A 16,687-nucleotide genomic window follows, 5' to 3' on the forward strand; every position below is an offset into this window, starting at 1 on the left:
GCCCATCGATTCCTGCACTGCCAAGGCTGAGTACCGTTACTTACCAGGCTGGCGCACGCGTGACGGACAGCCCTGGCGTATCCGATCAGTTAAACTTGCCGCTTTACTCACGCTGGCGCTGCTTGAACATGAAAATTTATCTATCCTTATTGAAAACGCTATTGCTGGGCGCGGGCGCGCTGCTTGCCAGTCCGGGCTTTGCCGCTGCCGCTGCACCGTACCCGAATACCAGCGCCATGGGCGTGGGTCACGCGGAAAGCACTGCCTGGTATGCGGGCTGCCTGAAGGTCAAGGATGCGGCGCCACCACCGGCCGACCAGCCGGCCCCATCCGTCGTGGCTGCCTTGCAGCAGTGCCAGGCAAGCGACCTGTATTACGATACCAAGAGTATGTCCTCGCCCAAGCCTGCCGACTGGCGTCCCGCGCGCCATTGCGCCATGGCCACGCACAACAGCGCCGTGCTGATGATGTTGTACCAGAATGGACAGGGCGTGCAGAAAGACCCGTTGCTGGCGCTTAAGTATGCGTGCAGCATCGATGCGGCGCCGGCCGAGATGCAGGGCCGCATCGAACACTTGCAGCAGATCAATGCCAGCGGGCGCGGCATGATCGACTGGTGCGACGACATCACCAGCGGCTACATGATGGGCGTGTGCAGCGCCATCGATGCGCGGCAAAAGCAGCGCGTGCGCGCGCAGGCGACAGGCAAAGTCAGTGAAAGTATGCCGGCCGTGGCGCAAGCCTCGTTGCAAAAACTGCAGGCGGCGGCAAGCAAGTTTGCCGATGCGCGCGCCGCCAATGAAACGGATTTGAGCGGCACGGCGCGCGCTGCCCTGAGCATCGCGGCCCGTACGGCCGAGCTTGATTTACTGGCGCACGATCTGCGTGAATACGAAGCGGGCAAGCTGCCTGCCAGCATGTCGAAGGCGCAAGTGGCGGCGCTCGACAAGGAACTCAACGCCATCTACGGCAAGCTGATGAAAAAGCCGGTGGAAACCTATGCGGGCGCCGTGGGCAAGGATGGCATCCGCGCCACCCAGCGCCTGTGGCTGGCGTACCGCGATGCCTGGATGAACTTTGGTGCCGTGCGCTATCCGTCCGTCACCAGCGACACCTGGGCCGGCCGGCTGACGTCACGGCGCAATGTGCAACTGCAAGAGTTGCTGGAGAATTAAGCCATGCGGGAAGCGTATTATCACGAAGACGACTTTTGCATGATCGAACTGTTGCCGCTGGATAATTTGCAGCACTGTTTGACGCAGATGGGCGAGCAGCAGGCGTTCGCCGATGCGCACCGCAGTGGCGCCGGCTGGACGCAGATGTACGTGCCCGAGGCGCCGCCGTCGGCACTGCGCACGCTGGGTATCACGGCCGAGCAGCTGCGGCAGGCGCTGGCGGACTCCATGCCGCCGTATGACGCCGTCTACACGGGCTACAGCACTTATCGCGTGGAATGCAAGAACGTGTTGGCCTTTGGCGGCGACAAGACGGAGACCTTGTTTGCCGGCCTGGATGACAAGGGCATCGTGTGCGACCTGTGGTGCAGCAATGGTATGCCTGAGCTGTTGCTGCTGCCCTTGAAAGAGCAGTTGCTGCTGGCCGACTGGGGCGCAGGGTTTGCGTGTCCGCTGGCCGATGGCGACTTGTTTGCACGTTATTTGCAGGAATACGAACTCGACTAGCGTTTATTCGCAGGCGATGGCATTTGGTTGCGCCACCTTGATGACCGACGCCAGGCGCGCCATGTCGTTGCCGTCGCCTTGCTCGACATACGCTTGGTAGGTATCGATGACGATGCGGGCACGCGCTTGCCAGCCGCAATTGTCGGCCTGGCGCGCGGGCACGCGCAGCAGCCGGCGCGCCTCGCCATCGTTGGAAAAGCAGAACCACGCATCGTGTGTCGCTGCGGGGCGGGGCAGGCGGCCCCATTGCGCCTTGTCGGGCGCGAAGCAGACGCGGTTGCCGATGATCTGCAAGCTCATCTCGTCCGTGCGCGCGCTGTACTGGCCGTCGAGCACGATGGGCGGCTGTATTTGTGCATGTGCCTGCGTGGATAGGCAGGCGGTGGCCAGGAGGAGGGTGGAGGCAAGTTTCATGCATTTCTTTCAGGGCTGGCAAGACGGAGAACCAGTATAACCCTGGGAGCCTGAAATGAAAAAAGCCCATCCGTGAGGATGAGCTTTTTAGTACTGCGCATTCGTGGTAGGCCGTGCGGGATTCGAACCTGCGACCAACGGATTAAAAGTCCGCTGCTCTACCAGCTGAGCTAACGACCCGAAAGAGGCCGCATTATATATCAGTTGAAAAAGAATGCAAAGCATTCCTACGAGAAAGTGCTGGCCAGCTAATGCAGGGCTGCCGTGATCTTCAGCACTTCGTCGATGCTGGTCGTGCCGTCGATGATCTTGCGCGCGCCGGCGATGCGCAGCGGCGTCATGCCGTCGAGGATGCTCTGGCAGCGCAGCGCATGCAGGTCGGCGCCCGCCTTGACCAGCTGGCCGAACGTTTCCGTCACGCTCAGCAGTTCATAAATGCCCGCACGCCCCAGGTAGCCGCTGTGCCGGCACTGGGCGCAGCCAACCGGGCGGTACGTGGCCTGCGGCCGTTCCAGCTGGCCGCCCGTCAGACGCTGCCATGCAGCCGCGCCCGTGGCGGCATCCAGCTGCTTGCAGCCCGGGCACAGGCAGCGCAGCAGGCGCTGCGCCAGCACGCCGATCAGGCATGCCTCCAGCAGATAGGCGGGCAAGCCCAGTTCCAGCAGGCGCATGACGGCCGAGGGCGCGTCGTTGGTGTGCAGGGTCGACAGCACCAAATGGCCCGTCAGGGCCGCCTGGATGGCCATTTCTGCCGTGGCCAGGTCGCGGATTTCTCCCACCATGATGATGTCGGGATCTTGCCGCATCAGCGCCCGCACGCCATCGGCAAACGACAGTTCGATGCCGGCCTGGGTTTGCACCTGCATCTGGTTGAAGGCCGGTTCGACCATTTCAATCGGGTCTTCCACTGTGCACACATTGACTTCACTGCTGGCCAGCGCCTTCAAGGTGCTGTACAGGGTACTGGTCTTACCTGAACCGGTGGGGCCCGTCACCAGCACGATGCCGTGCGTGCGCGCCGTCAGTTGGCGCCAGCGTTCGGCGTCTGCGGGCGGAAAGCCCAGATCAAACAGGCTCTTGATGGCGATTTCCGGGGCGAAGATGCGCATGACGAGTTTTTCGCCGAAGGCCGTGGGCAAGGTCGACAGGCGCAGCTCGATTTCCTGGCCCTGCGCATTGCGCGTCTTGATGCGGCCGTCCTGGGGGCGGCGCTTTTCCACCACGTCCATGCGCCCGAGCAACTTGATGCGCGCCGTCATGGCCAATAGCACCACGGGCGGCAATTGATAGGCCTGGTGCAGCCGGCCATCGATGCGCAGGCGCACGAGGCCCGCGTCGCGCTTCGGTTCCAGATGGATGTCGGACGCGCGCTCGGCAAACGCGTATTGCCACAGCCAGTCGACGATGTGCACCACGTGCTGGTCGTTGGCGTCGAGGCTGGTCTTGTTGCGTCCCAGTTCCACCAGCTGTTCGAAATTGTGACGCAGCGCTAGGTCTTGCGTGGACGCTTGCCGGGCCACCTTGACGGAACTGGCCAGGCTGAAAAATTGCGCGATGGCGTCGGCGATGTGCAGCGGATTGGCGATGACCAGGCTCAGCTTGCGTGGCGCCAGGTTTCCCAACTGCGCCTGCCAAGCCAGCGCGTAGGGCTGGGCCGTGGCGACGACGATACGTTCTGCAGTGCTTTCCACGGGCAGTATGTTGAAGCGGGCCGCATAGCCGGCCGTCATCACGTCGGCCACCTGGCTGAAATCGATATGCAAGGGATCGATGCGCAGATACGGCAGGCTGGCTTTTCGCGCCAGCCACGCGCACAGGGTGTCGAGCGTCAGCGCGCCGTGGGCGATGTTGCACAGCGGATGCAAGGGAGGCGCCGGCAGCACGGCGGCCTGGCCGACGATGGCGGCCGCTTGTGCCGCGTCGAGCAAGCCGTCTTCCTGCAGCCAGGCCAGCAGTTGCGGTAGTTCCAGCGGCGTATTGCGAGAAGGAGGAGGGGAAGCGGGCATGGCCGGTGCCTTTCAGTGCTGCCGGCCTTGCGTGGGTGTACCGGCGCTTACAGGGTGCTGACGATGCCCTTGACCCAGGTCTTGGCGGGCAGCTTGGTTTCGGCGACGATCTGCTTGGCCCGTTCCAGCAAGGCCGCTTGTGCTTCGGCACCGAGTGCCACTTTCGTCTTGAAAGCGATCGCCACCACGTTCCCATCATGGACTTCCGGCAGGCAGATCACCTGTTCAAACGCAAACTTCATCGCCTTGATGTTCTTCGCGTAGCTGGGGTGGTCGCCAAACAGGTTGACCGTCATGATGCCGTGCGGTGCCAGGCAGGCGCAGCAGGCGGTATAAAAATCCGCGCTATCGAGCACGGGACCGCGCGCCGTGGCGTCGTACAGGTCCACCTGCAGGGCGTCCAGGGTGCCGTGGTTGGCGTCGTCGTTGACGTAGTCGAGCGCATCCATCTCGCGCACGTGCAGGCGCTCGTCGTTGGGCGGCAGCTTGAACATCGAGGCGCAGATGGTGATGACGGACGGGTTCAGTTCGATGGCTTCCACTTGCGCTTGCGGGAATTGGCGGTAGCAGAACTTGGTCAGCGCGGCCGTACCCAGGCCCAGCTGGGTCAGGCGCTGCGGTTGCTCGATCCACATCATCCACGCCATCATCTGCTGTGCGTATTCGAGCTCCGGCCAGTCCGGCTTGCGGATGCGCATGGCGCCCTGCACCCATTCCGTGCCGAAATGCAAATAGCGCACGCCATCCATTTCGGACAGGGTGACAGGGGCATAGCGGGGCTTGCGCGCAGGGCGCGAGGATTCGACTTGTTCGATGGATTTTCGTTTGATAAGCATAAGGCGGCCTGAGAGTGTGCCGCATTATAGCGTGCCATAAAAAATGCCGACCCCGAGGGACCGGCATTTTTATGCTGAGTTACAACGCCTGACAGAAGCGTTGCGAGCGGAAGGAAGAGGTGGCCGAGAAGCGCAACCGTACTCTGGTACGGTGAGCATCGCAGGCCGCCTATGCCGACGCGCAGCAGCTTATGTCAGGTGTTACTGCTGAGCGGGTTCGATCGATACGCGCAGACGGATGCGTTCGCCCGGATCGTAGGACATGATGCTCGTGTAGTTGCGGCCGCGGTAGTCGTAGGTGACTTGGTAGCCATTGTTGCGCGATTCCCAGTGGTCGACCTGGCGGCATTGCTTGACAGCTTGTTCCTGCATGCCGCCCTGGTAATTGTTCTGGTTGTCGACGCGGTCGCCGACGACGGCGCCGGCAATCGCGCCGGCGGCTGCTGCTGCCGTGCGGCCATTGCCGCCACCGACTTGGCTACCGAGCAGGGCGCCGGCGATACCGCCGACGATGGAGCCGCCAGCGCTACGCTGCTGCGGCGGTGCCTGTACTTGCACGTATTCCGTACGGCATTCCTGGCGTGGACGATTGATCTGTTCCACTTGCGGCACGACGCGCACGACCTTGCCGAAATCTTCAAAGTCGGCGGCCTGGGCGAGTGGCAATGCGCCGATACAAAGGGCTGACATCATCAATTTGGCTTGCAAGTTCATTTGTAACCTCATTATGTAGAGAATCTTTCAGGGTATTTTTTACAACTTGGGACTATAGTAAGCCCGCCAGACCGGGGCAAGTGTTTCGCATGGCAACAAAATGTAACAGCCTAAGCCCCTTGCCCCACAGTCTGTAACATGCACTTTCAATCGATACAAGATGTTGGATGACTTGAAACCAGCGGTTTGTAACAAATCTTGCGTTTGACATCATATTCGGGTTGATTCATACAGGACAACACGTTACCCTAATACGCGTATGGCTTATATAAAATCGCACTGAATCGCGTAAAAGTGGATACAGATCGAATCACCGCGTGCGCATTGACCCGCGTGCGGGGATGCAATAAGAAGAGCAGCTAGAACAAATCCATACATAACAGGTCGATTTGAGGGAAAAATGAGTTTGTTACTAACCGTGCCGCCCAACCTTGTCCAGTCCATCCGTGCCTTTCGCGTGACCGAGTTACAAGACGAGGCGATTCGTCTCGGGCAGCACTTTTTATATGCGCATTGCAACGCTGGACAGACCAAACAACAAGTCATCGGCATTATTGCAGAAGCATTCCTGTTTCCGAAAAACCTGGCGAAGAATTTTGATGCTTTGCGCCTATGCCTGACGGACACCATGCACAAGGCCGGCACGCAAACGGGCTTCCTGGTGGTGCTCGAGCAATTGCCAAATACGCAAAAATTCGACAAGGAAGCGCGCGAGATCCTGCTCGACGTGTTCCGCGATGCGGCCGACTACTGGGCCGAGAAGAAAGTGCCGTTCCGCGTCTTCTATTCGTTCGAGTAAATACTTACTCTTGCCGCGGCGCTGTAAAACTGGCCTTCCCTACAGATGGCAATCAGCATCGCCGGGCGGCTGCGGTGCGCTTGCGTCTATGTTGCGCCGCAACAATAATGCCGGCATTTCTAGATTCGCATCGCCATAGCGGGTACAATGCGCGCTATGAAAAATATCGTTATCCTCATTTCCGGACGCGGCAGCAACATGGAAGCGGTCGTACGCGCGGCGCAAGCCGAGCAATGGCCAGCCCGTATTGCCGCCGTCATCAGTAACCGGGCCGACGCCCAGGGATTGGTTTTTGCCGCGAAACATGGGATAGCGACGGCAGTCGTTGCCAACAAGGATTATGCCAGCCGCGAGCAGTTTGATGCGGCGCTGCAAGCCGTGATCGACGGCTACGCCCCCGACCTGGTCGTGCTGGCCGGTTTCATGCGCATCCTGACGCCACCCTTCGTCGAGCATTACGCGGGGCGCATGCTCAATATCCACCCGTCGCTGCTGCCGCTGTTCCCGGGCATGGCGACGCACCGCCAGGCGCTCGATGCTGGTGTGACGGAACACGGCGCGACCGTGCATTTCGTGACTGCCGAGCTCGATCATGGCCCGGCCGTGGCGAGCGCGAAGGTCCCCGTCTTGCCAGGCGACACAGAAGAGAGCTTATCGGCGCGCGTGCTGGTACAGGAACATCTGCTTTACCCGCGCGCCATCCGCCTGTTCATTGACGATAAACTGTCAGTCGAGCATGGCCAGGTCCGCGTGGACCCTCAATAAAATATTACAGGAAGAATAACAATGAGATTGCCACCAGCGATACTTGCCAATGCTGAAGAAGTATTGCGCGAAATTTTACGTTTCACGGCCCCGGCCGACACCACCCTGTCGCGCTATTTCCGCGACCATCCGCGTCTCGGTTCGCGCGAACGCGGCGCCATCGCCGAAGGCATTTATGCCGTGCTGCGCAACAAATCGTTCTTTACCGATTTCGCCGAAGCGGGCAGTGGCCCCACCATGCGCCGCCTGACCATCCTCGGCCTGGCCGAAGCGGTCGGTGCCGACTCCCTGGGCGGCTTGACGGAAGAAGAAGTCGAATGGCTGGAACGCATCACGCAGATCGACCGCAGCCTGATGCCGGCGAACATGCGCGCCAACATGCCGACATGGCTGTTCGACAAGCTGATCGCCCAGTTCGGCGAAGCGGAAACCATGAAGCTGGCCGATGCGCTGAACGCGCCGGCGCCGCTGGACTTGCGCGTCAATTCGCTCAAGGCCACGCGTGAAGACGTGATGCTGGCCCTGGCCGAAGCACCGATCCTCAGCACCCCGACGCCATATGCGCCGCTGGGTTTGCGCGTGATCAAGAAGCCTTCGCTGCAAAACATGCCTTTGTTCCAGAGTGGCGCCATCGAAGTGCAAGATGAAGGCAGCCAGATCCTGTCGCAGATCGTCGGCGCCAAGCGCGGCGAGATGGTGGTCGATTTCTGTGCCGGCGCGGGCGGCAAGACCCTGGCGCTGGGTGCGCTGATGCGCAACACGGGCCGTTTGTATGCGTTTGACGTGTCGGAAAAGCGTTTGGCCAAGCTGAAGCCGCGCATGGCCCGCAGCGGCCTGTCGAACGTGCATCCGGTGCAGATCGCGCATGAGCGCGATGCCAAGATCAAGCGTCTGGCCGGCAAGATCGACCGCGTGCTGGTCGATGCCCCGTGCAGCGGCCTGGGCACCCTGCGCCGCAATCCGGATGTGAAATGGCGCCAGCAGCCGAACTCCATCGTCGAGCTGCAAGCCAAGCAGGCAGCCATCCTGGCCGGCGCGGCGCGCCTGGTCAAGGGCGGCGGCCGTCTGGTGTACGCCACCTGCAGCCTCCTGAACGAAGAAAACGATTTTATCGCCGAGCAATTCCTGGCGGCGCATCCGGACTTCACCCTGGTGCCGATGAACAAGGTGCTGGCCGAACAGAAGATCGAGCTGGAAATGGGCGATTACCTGAAATTGTTGCCACACCTGCACCATACCGACGGCTTTTTTGCCGCTGTGTTCGAGCGCAAGATCATGCCGAAAAAAGTCTACGCCGATGAGAAACCGGCCGACGACGTTGACGCTGAACAAGCCGAGTAAGCCTGTCACGGGTCGCCGCTGCACCTTGCAGTGGCGGCTTTCAATGCCGCCAGCCCGCCTGGCGGCATGGGCACACCGCCCGTCCGTCCCACCTTCCAGCCCCCATCTGCCATGAACCAAACCCCGCTGCTCAACCTGATCACCGATTTTGTCAATGATTTCCGTCAACCGGCCATCCTGTGGCAGGCGCTGGTCATCGTCGCTTGCCTGGCCCTGAGCTGGTTGCTGGTGCGGCAGTTGCGCGAATTCCTGCACCAGCGGGCGGAAGCGGCTGCGGTCCCGGCTACGCCGGAAACCTTGCAGCGCACGGACAGTTTCATCCGCATCCTGACGCCCGTGCTGGCGGCCATGCTGCTGGGCATTGCGCAACATTTCCTGGCCAAGTTCCAGTCGGTGAATCTGCTCAGTATTGCCATCCCCCTGTGCACCTCGATGGCGCTGGTACGCTTCGGTTTTTATGTGCTGCGCCGCATTTTTGCCCGCCATGGCGACATCAGCCCGACCATGTTGCTGCTGGAAAAGATTTTCACGGTCGTGGTGTGGGCTGGCATGGCCTTGTATATCACGGGCCTGTGGCCGGAACTGCATGCCTTCCTGGAAAGCATCGTCGTGCCGCTGGGACGCAACAAGGTCTCCGTGGCTGCCATCTTGCAAGCCGCTATGTCGGTGGCCGTGCTGCTGGTGCTGGCCATGTGGGCCGGCACCTCGCTCGACGAGCGCCTGATGAAAATGCAGGGTCTGCACACCTCCTTGCGCGTGGTGCTGTCGCGCATGGGGCGCGCCGTGCTGATCCTCGTTTCGGTGCTGGTCAGCCTGTCGCTGGTGGGCATCGACCTGACGGTGCTGTCCGTGTTTGGCGGCGCCTTTGGCGTGGCGCTGGGCTTTGGCTTGCAAAAGATCGCCGCGAACTTTGTGTCCGGCTTTATCATCCTGCTCGATCGTAGCCTGACCATCGGCGACATGATCACTGTCGGCCAGTTCACGGGAAAAGTCACGCAAATCAATACGCGCTATACTGTGTTATTGGGTGGCGATGGCGTTGAATCCATCGTGCCGAATGAAATGCTGATTTCAGGCGGCGTGCAGAACATGTCGCTGAGTAACCGCATGGTTTGGCTGTCGACGGCCGTATCGGTGGGCTATGAAACGGATATCGATGTCATCTTCCCCTTGCTGGAAGCGGCGACTGCCAAGGTGCCGCGTGTGTCGCAAAGCAATCCGCCATCGGCCACACTCGTGCGTTTCGGCGCCGACGGGCTCGACGTGCAGATCGGCTTCTGGATCGCGGACCCGGAAAACGGCACCGGCGGTGTGAAGTCGAATGTGAACCGCGCCATCTGGCGCACCTTGCAGGAACATAAAGTCACTGTACCGTTTCCGCAACGCGAATTACGTATTGTTGGTACGCCTCCTGCCCCGCTCGCGGGCGCGGCAGAGGGTGAGTCCGCGCCATCCGGCACCCAGCCTTAACCTCGCTGCCTGCTTCCGATTTTGCCTGATAACACCCATTAGGGCGTACAATCACGCCTAAAATTAACTCTGCCGGACCTCCAGAGTCACTGGAGCGACCGTGCCCATGCCCTGACCACTTGGAGTAGTAGTAATGACATTGAGTTCTGTTTTACACGACGTTTTGCAGTTCATGGCAACTGGCATTACCGATCTGTCCGCATGGCAAATTTTCCTGTACACCATGGTGGTCACGCATATCACGATTGCCAGCGTCACGATTTACCTACACCGCCACCAGGCCCACCGGGCGCTGGAATTGCACGCCATTCCCAGCCATTTCTTCCGTTTCTGGCTGTGGCTGACGACGGGCCAGGTCACCAAGGAATGGGCGGCCATCCACCGCAAACACCACGCCAAGTGCGATACGGAAGAAGATCCGCACAGCCCCGTGACGCGCGGCATCAAAAAAGTCTTCTGGGAAGGTGCCGAGCTGTACCGCGCTGAATCGAAGAACATGGAAACCATGGCCAAGTACGGCCACGGCACGCCGACGGACTGGATCGAACGCAATCTGTATACCAAATACAGCTGGCTGGGCGTGGTGTCGCTGTTCGTCATCAATTTCGTTTTGTTCGGCGTGATCGGCATATCCGTGTGGGCCGTGCAAATGATGTGGATACCCATCACGGCAGCTGGCATCATCAACGGCATCGGCCACTACTGGGGTTACCGCAACTATGATTGCGCCGATGCGGCCACCAACATCATTCCGTTCGGCATCCTGATCGGCGGCGAAGAGTTGCACAACAATCACCATACATATGCGACGTCGGCCAAGCTGTCGTCGAAATGGTATGAAATCGATATCGGCTGGGCGTACATCCGCGCGCTGGAAATGCTGGGCCTGGCCAAGGTGAAAAAGCTGGCGCCAGAACCGAAGTTCTCGCACGGCAAGCTGGAAGCGGACTTCGAGACCTTGCAATCGGTCATCGCCAACCGCTATGACGTGATGGCCAAGTACGCGAAATCGATCAAGCATGCCTGGAAGGAAGAGCTGGAACACCTGAAGCACAAGGCGGAACTGGAAAAGCGTTTCCTGAAATCGTCGCGCAAGTTGATGCAGCGCGAGCCGGGCAAGCTGGCCGATGCGCATCACAAGCAGTTGTCGGAATTGTTCCAGCACAGCAAGGCGCTGGAAACCATGCACCACATGCGCGTGGAACTGGACGCCATCTGGGAGCGTTCCCACTTTACGCGCGAGCAATTGCTGCAGAAGCTGCAAGACTGGTGCGCGCGCGCTGAAGCGTCGGGCATCCAGTCGCTGCAGGATTTTTCCTTGCGCCTGCGTAGTTATGCATAAGTAAGCTGCTGCTGTATATCAAGGCCCTGGTTTCCAGGGCCTTTTTTTCGTCCAGGCAAAGTGGGAGGGAACCGGCTGAAAATCAGGGCGAAAAAAAACCGCTCATCGGAGCGGCTCTTTTTACAGAACACAATATCAATTACTTGATTTTGGTTTCTTTGTACGTTACGTGCTTGCGTGCTTTAGGATCAAATTTCATGATCTCCATTTTCGCAGGCGTCGTACGCTTGTTTTTGGTAGTCGTGTAGAAGTGACCCGTACCGGCGGTCGATTCTAACTTGATTTTGTCGCGGCCTGATTTTGCCATGATAGCTCCCTTATTCTGCTAATTAGACTTTTTCGCCACGAGCGCGCATATCGACCAATACGGCGTCGATGCCGACTTTATCGATGACGCGCAGACCGGCGTTGGACAAACGCAGGGAGACCCAGCGGTTTTCAGATTCAACAAAAATACGACGATTCTGCAAGTTAGGCAAAAAACGACGTTTGGTTTTGTTGTTTGCATGGGAAACATTGTTGCCGACCATCGGCTTCTTCCCAGTGACTTGGCAAACACGTGCCATGGCGCACTCCTTAAAGATATTCCAAATTGGAAAAACGAGAGTATATCCAAAATAAGCAGATTTATCAATGACTTGCGAAAAACAATTGTGTCATGTTGTATTGAAATAATTTAACAATTTGACTTTGACGTTTTTTCATGGGGCGAGCGCTTGTAAACCAGTGTGTTTACTGCTAGATAAGCAGCCTGGCGTTTTTACGTATGTCCTTGTTTACAATGGTTAACTGGCAATTGGCCGTCGCCATCGCGCATCTGCGCTAGATCTGGCCGTGCTCGGCAAACGAATGCACTTGCCGCCCGGCTACGACGAAATGGTCAAGGATGCGTACGTCCACCAGCGACAAGGCCTGGACCAGCGCGCGCGTCAACAATAAATCCGATTCGCTGGGTTCGGGCGTACCGGACGGGTGATTGTGGGCCAGCATGACGCTGGCCGCGTTGTGCAGCAGCGCCTGCTTGACCACTTCGCGCGGATACACGCTGGTGTGGGTGAGGGTGCCGCGAAACATTTCCTGGGTCGTGATCAGGCGGTTCTTGACGTCCAAAAACAACACGTGAAATGCTTCATGCGGTAGGTTGCCCAGGGTCAGGCGCAAATAGTCTTTGACGGCATGCGGCGAACTGAGGGCCAGGCCCGCCTGCAAGTCCTCGATGATGGCGCGCCGCGCCAATTCCAGCACGGCTTGCAGTTGGGCAAACTTGGCACTGCCCATGCCATGCACGGCGGAAAAACTCTCGAGGCTGGCGCCGAACAATCCCCGCAGCGAACCGAAGTGTTCCACCGTGTCGCGCGCCAGTTCCACCGCGCTCTTGCCGCGCACGCCAGTGCGCAGGAAGACGGCCAGCAATTCCGCATCCGACAGCGAGTGCGCGCCATCCGCGATCAAACGTTCGCGTGGCCGTTCGCGGGCCGGCCAATCCTTGATGCCCATCATGCCTCCCCTGCCGCTCAGGTAATGGCGGCGCCTGCCGAGAATTGTGGCGTCTTCCCGACATGGCCATGCTGCGCTAGCTCTTCTTTATGGCGAATCCTATTAAAAAAACACAAGCCAAGATGTCCTGGCGGGGTATTTTGACGCTACAAAAGACGAGCAGGCCGCTGCCGCGCGCGCTGCACTGAGCAATCCACAGTCGAAAACACGTCGCTACATGCGAGCCTTTGCCCAGGCTTTTGCGCAGCGTTACAGCAACCACGCCGGCATCGCCGCCTGGACAGCAGCGCGGATCTGCCAGCGGACTTCGTCTCGTCTTCGCTGGCTTATCTGCAAGTGATGCAGCGTGCTGCCAAGGCCCTGGGCAAACCGTATTACATCGGCAGCTTCGGTGTGGCCAGGAGCCAGGAACTGGCTCTGCAAGATGCTGTACGGCAAGATAATCTGCACGCCATGCTGAGCGCCATCCGACGCGCAGGCGTGCAGTTGGCCAGTTTCTGGTGCTGGAATACGGCTGGAGATATGGAAAAGCAGGGCTGGAACCTGTTGCAGGCGCCGGCGCGCAATAATCAACGCGAGGCGGTCTGGAATGCCTTGCGCGGTGACGACGGCAACCGCCCGTCGCCGCCCAAGCCGTGCTTCGGCGTGATGAAAACCTTGCTATCGCCAACCGCTGGTTCCGCTGCACCTATACCGTCAAGCATGACGGCTCCATCAGCCTGTACGTTGACGCTTTCTTGATGTACCAGGGAAACAAGATGGCAAAGCCATTCGTGCACTCCATCGGCACGCCTTTGGTGATCGGCCGCACTGTGGATGCGCTGGAGCAAGGCACGCCGGCCTGGCAGTTGTCGGACGTCATCCCGTATGACCGCGTGCTGACGCCCAAGGAAGTGTATGACTATGGCCAGTACGGCATCGTGAACCGGGCCGTGGGACGCTGGAAGCTTGACGGCAACCTGAAAGACAGCTCGGGCTTCGGCAATCACGCCAGCACGTCTGGCGGGTTGACGTACGTCAACGTCTGATAGATGGCAGGTGATGCGGGCGCGGCCATGTTTTTTGACAAAAGCATGGCCGCGCCGAGATGGCATGGGGCGCGCTGGCTCAGGGTGGCTTACAATATCGTTTTGCACCAGTTACTTGAAAACTACTATGTCCAACGAGCAACCAGCAGTCGTCACCGAAGCGGCTTACCTCACCTTGCATTATCGTCTTGCTACTGTTGACGGTACTGATATTGTCACGACCTTCAGCGGCAATCCCGCAACCTTGATGCTGGGACAGGGCCAGTTGGCGCCATTCCTCGAGCAGCGACTGCTGGGCTTGCCTGAAGGCACGCACCAGACGTTCGGGCTGGCTGCTGGCGAAGGCTTTGGCGAGCGCAATCCCGAGCTGGTGCAGTCGGTTTCGCGCGCGACCTTGGACGAGAACTCGGTGCCGGGCGCCGACTACAAGATCGGTGACCTGGTCGACTTCGCGGCACCGGGCGGTGGCCGCTTTGCCGGCGTGCTGCGCGAATTGCGCGACGACTCGGCTCTGTTCGACTTCAATCATCCGCTGGCCGGCCAGCCGCTGCGCTTTGAAGTCAAGCTCATTTCGGTGCTGTGAAGGAATAGCGATGGATAAAGAACTGTTACTGGCCCAGCCCCGCGGTTTCTGCGCTGGCGTCGACCGGGCGATTGAAATTGTCGAGCGCGCCTTGCAACAATTTGGCGCACCGATCTATGTGCGCCATGAAATCGTCCACAACGCCTATGTGGTGGCCGACTTGCGCAACAAGGGCGCTATCTTCATCGACGACCTCGATGACGTGCCTGCTGGCAATACGCTCGTGTTTTCCGCGCATGGCGTGTCGAAAGCCGTGCGCGCAGAGGCGGAATCGCGCGGCCTCAACATTTTTGATGCAACTTGCCCGCTGGTCACCAAGGTACACATGGAAGTGGGCAAGATGCGCCGTGAGGGTCGCGAGATCATTATGATCGGCCACGATGGTCACCCAGAGGTGGAAGGCACGATGGGCCAGGCCGATAGGGGCATGCATCTGGTGGAAACGCTCGACGATGTGGCGGCATTGCAGGTTGCCAATCCGGAAAGCCTGGCCTATGTTTCGCAAACAACGTTGTCAGTTGACGACACTCGCGACATTATTGAGGCGTTGAAGCTGAAATATCCGAACATCGCTGAACCGAAAAAAGGTGACATCTGCTACGCCACCACCAACCGCCAGGAAGCCGTGAAATTCATGGCGCCGCAAGTGGAAGTGGTGATCGTCGTGGGCAGCCCGAACAGCTCGAATTCGAACCGCTTGCGCGAAGTAGCCGAGAAGATGGGCACGCCTGCCTACATGGTCGATAATGCCTCGCAGATCGACCCCGCCTGGCTGGAAGGCAAGCTGCGCGTGGGTGTGACGGCTGGCGCCTCGGCGCCCGAGGTGCTGGTGCAAGCCGTCATCGACCGCTTGAAAGAGTGCGGCGTGAAGAGCGTGCGCCCGCTCGATGGCGTGCAGGAAGCCGTGACGTTTCCGATGCCGAAAGGTCTCGATGGCCTCAAGCGCGACGTCGCCTGAGTCTGTTGGATATTGCGTATCGATGAAATATTTACCTCAAAACCGAATTTAATTCGGAAATGATCGATTTATTCCAAGCTTAGTTTTTGCAAAAGATCGTTATGATTGCCTCAAGCTTGAATATGTTGTCGTTATGACTAAGCAAGGCCACGCCCGTTTTCAGTGCGTGCACCATGCTGGTGAGAACGGTCCAGGGATGGCACTGCAGGAATTCTTCCTCCGGTGCCGTTTTTGTATCAGCGACCCATATTCTGGCGGAAGTTGTTCCCGAAAAATGCATATTTGATAGGGCGGGCAATCATGGATACATTCATCCAGCAGATCATTAACGGCTTGGTGCTGGGCAGCATGTACGCCTTAGTCGCCCTCGGTTACACGATGGTGTACGGCGTCTTGAACCTGATTAACTTCGCCCACGGCGATGTGCTCATGATCGGTGCCATGGTGGGCTTGAGCATCCTCAAGCTGCTGGGCATTTATGTGCCGGACTGGCCCGGCTACCTGAAACTGGCCACCGCCATCCTCGGCGCCATACCCATCTGTATTCTGGTCAACATCATCATCGAGCGGGTCGCCTACCGCCGCCTGCGCAACGCCCCCCGCCTCGCCCCCCTGATTACCGCCATCGGCGTCTCGATCCTGCTGCAAACCTTTGCCATGATGATCTGGACGCGCAATCCCTTGCCCTTTCCCCAATTGCTGTCGACCGACCCCATCAACATAGGCGGCGCCGTGATTTCGCAAACGCAAGTGCTGCTGCTGGCCCTGGCTGCCCTGTCGATGGGTGGTTTGGTGTTGCTGGTGGAAAAAACGAAAATGGGCCGCGCCATGCGCGCCACGGCGGAAAACCCCCGCGTGGCCGGTCTCATGGGCGTCGATTCTGACAAGGTCATCGTCGCCACCTTTGCCATCGGCGCCGCGCTGGCGGCCGTGGCGGGCGTGATGTGGGGCGCCAATTATGCGTCCATCCAGTTTTCCATGGGCGCCATCCCCGGTTTGAAAGCCTTTTGCGCAGCCGTGCTGGGCGGCATCGGCAATATTTATGGCGCCATGCTGGGCGGTATCTTGCTGGGCATTATCGAGAGCCTGGGCGCTGGCTATATCGGCGACATCACGGGCGGCTTCCTGGGCAGCCACTACCAGGATATCTTTGCCTTCGTCGTGCTGATCATCGTGCTGACCCTGCGCCCGTCCGGCATCATGGGCGAACGCGTTGCCGACCGCGCCTGACGTGAAACTGGGAGATTAAATC

Annotated in this window: 19 protein-coding genes and 1 tRNA gene; 12 read left to right on the forward strand and 8 right to left on the reverse strand. The window is 59.4% G+C overall.

Annotation, left to right across the window (positions count from 1 at the left end):
• Window positions 1–128 precede the first annotated feature (128 nt).
• Window positions 129–1,175, forward strand: a complete 1,047-nt coding sequence (locus ACP7DE_RS07610) for a lysozyme inhibitor LprI family protein (protein WP_426071533.1) — start codon at window positions 129–131, stop codon at window positions 1,173–1,175.
• Window positions 1,176–1,178: 3 nt separating this feature from the next.
• The gene (locus ACP7DE_RS07615; protein ID WP_426071534.1) at window positions 1,179–1,682 is read left to right on the forward strand and encodes a hypothetical protein; all 504 of its coding nucleotides are present in this window, start codon (window positions 1,179–1,181) and stop codon (window positions 1,680–1,682) included.
• A gap of 3 nt (window positions 1,683–1,685) precedes the next feature.
• Here the strand turns inward: ACP7DE_RS07615 and ACP7DE_RS07620 are convergent, their stop codons facing one another.
• The 5 genes from ACP7DE_RS07620 to ACP7DE_RS07640 form a co-directional block, all read right to left on the reverse strand.
• Window positions 1,686–2,096: a hypothetical protein gene (locus tag ACP7DE_RS07620; protein WP_426071535.1), complete on the reverse strand. Its 411-nt coding sequence runs from the start codon at window positions 2,094–2,096 to the stop codon at window positions 1,686–1,688.
• Between the two features lie 104 nt (window positions 2,097–2,200).
• Window positions 2,201–2,276 (reverse strand) — tRNA-Lys (locus ACP7DE_RS07625).
• Window positions 2,277–2,344: 68 nt separating this feature from the next.
• The gene (locus ACP7DE_RS07630; protein WP_426071536.1) at window positions 2,345–4,102 is read right to left on the reverse strand and encodes a GspE/PulE family protein; all 1,758 of its coding nucleotides are present in this window, start codon (window positions 4,100–4,102) and stop codon (window positions 2,345–2,347) included.
• A 47-nt stretch (window positions 4,103–4,149) separates the two neighbouring features.
• The gene (locus ACP7DE_RS07635) at window positions 4,150–4,938 is read right to left on the reverse strand and encodes a spermidine synthase (RefSeq protein WP_426071537.1); all 789 of its coding nucleotides are present in this window, start codon (window positions 4,936–4,938) and stop codon (window positions 4,150–4,152) included.
• A 201-nt stretch (window positions 4,939–5,139) separates the two neighbouring features.
• Complete coding sequence (locus ACP7DE_RS07640; protein WP_034785134.1) at window positions 5,140–5,652, reverse strand: glycine zipper 2TM domain-containing protein; 513 nt, start codon at window positions 5,650–5,652, stop codon at window positions 5,140–5,142.
• A gap of 400 nt (window positions 5,653–6,052) precedes the next feature.
• Here ACP7DE_RS07640 and ACP7DE_RS07645 point away from each other — a divergent pair, with 400 nt between their 5' ends.
• The 5 genes from ACP7DE_RS07645 (at window position 6,053) to ACP7DE_RS07665 (ending at window position 11,369) form a co-directional block, all read left to right on the forward strand.
• The gene (locus tag ACP7DE_RS07645; RefSeq protein ID WP_071075771.1) at window positions 6,053–6,451 is read left to right on the forward strand and encodes a barstar family protein; all 399 of its coding nucleotides are present in this window, start codon (window positions 6,053–6,055) and stop codon (window positions 6,449–6,451) included.
• Window positions 6,452–6,607: 156 nt separating this feature from the next.
• Entirely contained in the window at window positions 6,608–7,216 is a 609-nt protein-coding gene (gene purN, locus ACP7DE_RS07650; protein ID WP_426071538.1) for a phosphoribosylglycinamide formyltransferase, read from the forward strand.
• A 21-nt stretch (window positions 7,217–7,237) separates the two neighbouring features.
• A complete protein-coding gene (locus ACP7DE_RS07655) occupies window positions 7,238–8,557 on the forward strand; it encodes an RsmB/NOP family class I SAM-dependent RNA methyltransferase (RefSeq protein WP_426071539.1) in 1,320 nt (439 codons plus the stop codon).
• Between the two features lie 111 nt (window positions 8,558–8,668).
• Window positions 8,669–10,027, forward strand: coding sequence for a mechanosensitive ion channel family protein (locus ACP7DE_RS07660; RefSeq protein ID WP_426071540.1), 1,359 nt, complete (start codon window positions 8,669–8,671; stop codon window positions 10,025–10,027).
• Window positions 10,028–10,199: 172 nt separating this feature from the next.
• Entirely contained in the window at window positions 10,200–11,369 is a 1,170-nt protein-coding gene (locus tag ACP7DE_RS07665; RefSeq protein WP_426071541.1) for a DesA family fatty acid desaturase, read from the forward strand.
• A gap of 139 nt (window positions 11,370–11,508) precedes the next feature.
• Here ACP7DE_RS07665 and rpmG read toward each other — a convergent pair whose 3' ends face one another.
• From rpmG to radC, 3 genes are all read right to left on the reverse strand, one after another.
• The gene (gene rpmG / locus ACP7DE_RS07670; RefSeq protein ID WP_010400929.1) at window positions 11,509–11,676 is read right to left on the reverse strand and encodes a 50S ribosomal protein L33; all 168 of its coding nucleotides are present in this window, start codon (window positions 11,674–11,676) and stop codon (window positions 11,509–11,511) included.
• Window positions 11,677–11,698: 22 nt separating this feature from the next.
• On the reverse strand, window positions 11,699–11,935 hold the full coding sequence (gene rpmB / locus ACP7DE_RS07675) for a 50S ribosomal protein L28 (protein ID WP_010400928.1): 237 nt from the start codon (window positions 11,933–11,935) through the stop codon (window positions 11,699–11,701).
• A 256-nt stretch (window positions 11,936–12,191) separates the two neighbouring features.
• Window positions 12,192–12,866, reverse strand: a complete 675-nt coding sequence (gene radC, locus ACP7DE_RS07680; protein WP_426071769.1) for a RadC family protein — start codon at window positions 12,864–12,866, stop codon at window positions 12,192–12,194.
• A 339-nt stretch (window positions 12,867–13,205) separates the two neighbouring features.
• On the opposite strand from radC, the gene ACP7DE_RS07685 reads away from it, so the two are divergent.
• The 5 genes from ACP7DE_RS07685 (at window position 13,206) to ACP7DE_RS07705 (ending at window position 16,665) form a co-directional block, all read left to right on the forward strand.
• On the forward strand, window positions 13,206–13,607 hold the full coding sequence (locus ACP7DE_RS07685; protein WP_426071542.1) for a hypothetical protein: 402 nt from the start codon (window positions 13,206–13,208) through the stop codon (window positions 13,605–13,607).
• A gap of 17 nt (window positions 13,608–13,624) precedes the next feature.
• Entirely contained in the window at window positions 13,625–13,894 is a 270-nt protein-coding gene (locus ACP7DE_RS07690) for a hypothetical protein (RefSeq protein ID WP_426071543.1), read from the forward strand.
• Between the two features lie 127 nt (window positions 13,895–14,021).
• The gene (locus ACP7DE_RS07695) at window positions 14,022–14,477 is read left to right on the forward strand and encodes an FKBP-type peptidyl-prolyl cis-trans isomerase (protein WP_426071544.1); all 456 of its coding nucleotides are present in this window, start codon (window positions 14,022–14,024) and stop codon (window positions 14,475–14,477) included.
• A 10-nt stretch (window positions 14,478–14,487) separates the two neighbouring features.
• Window positions 14,488–15,435: a 4-hydroxy-3-methylbut-2-enyl diphosphate reductase gene (ispH, locus tag ACP7DE_RS07700; RefSeq protein WP_426071545.1), complete on the forward strand. Its 948-nt coding sequence runs from the start codon at window positions 14,488–14,490 to the stop codon at window positions 15,433–15,435.
• A 300-nt stretch (window positions 15,436–15,735) separates the two neighbouring features.
• A complete protein-coding gene (locus ACP7DE_RS07705; RefSeq protein ID WP_131689621.1) occupies window positions 15,736–16,665 on the forward strand; it encodes a branched-chain amino acid ABC transporter permease in 930 nt (309 codons plus the stop codon).
• Window positions 16,666–16,687: the final 22 nt, after the last annotated feature.

This window comes from Janthinobacterium sp. DSP2-3-3 (assembly GCF_049897325.1).
GTDB lineage: Bacteria > Pseudomonadota > Gammaproteobacteria > Burkholderiales > Burkholderiaceae_D > Janthinobacterium.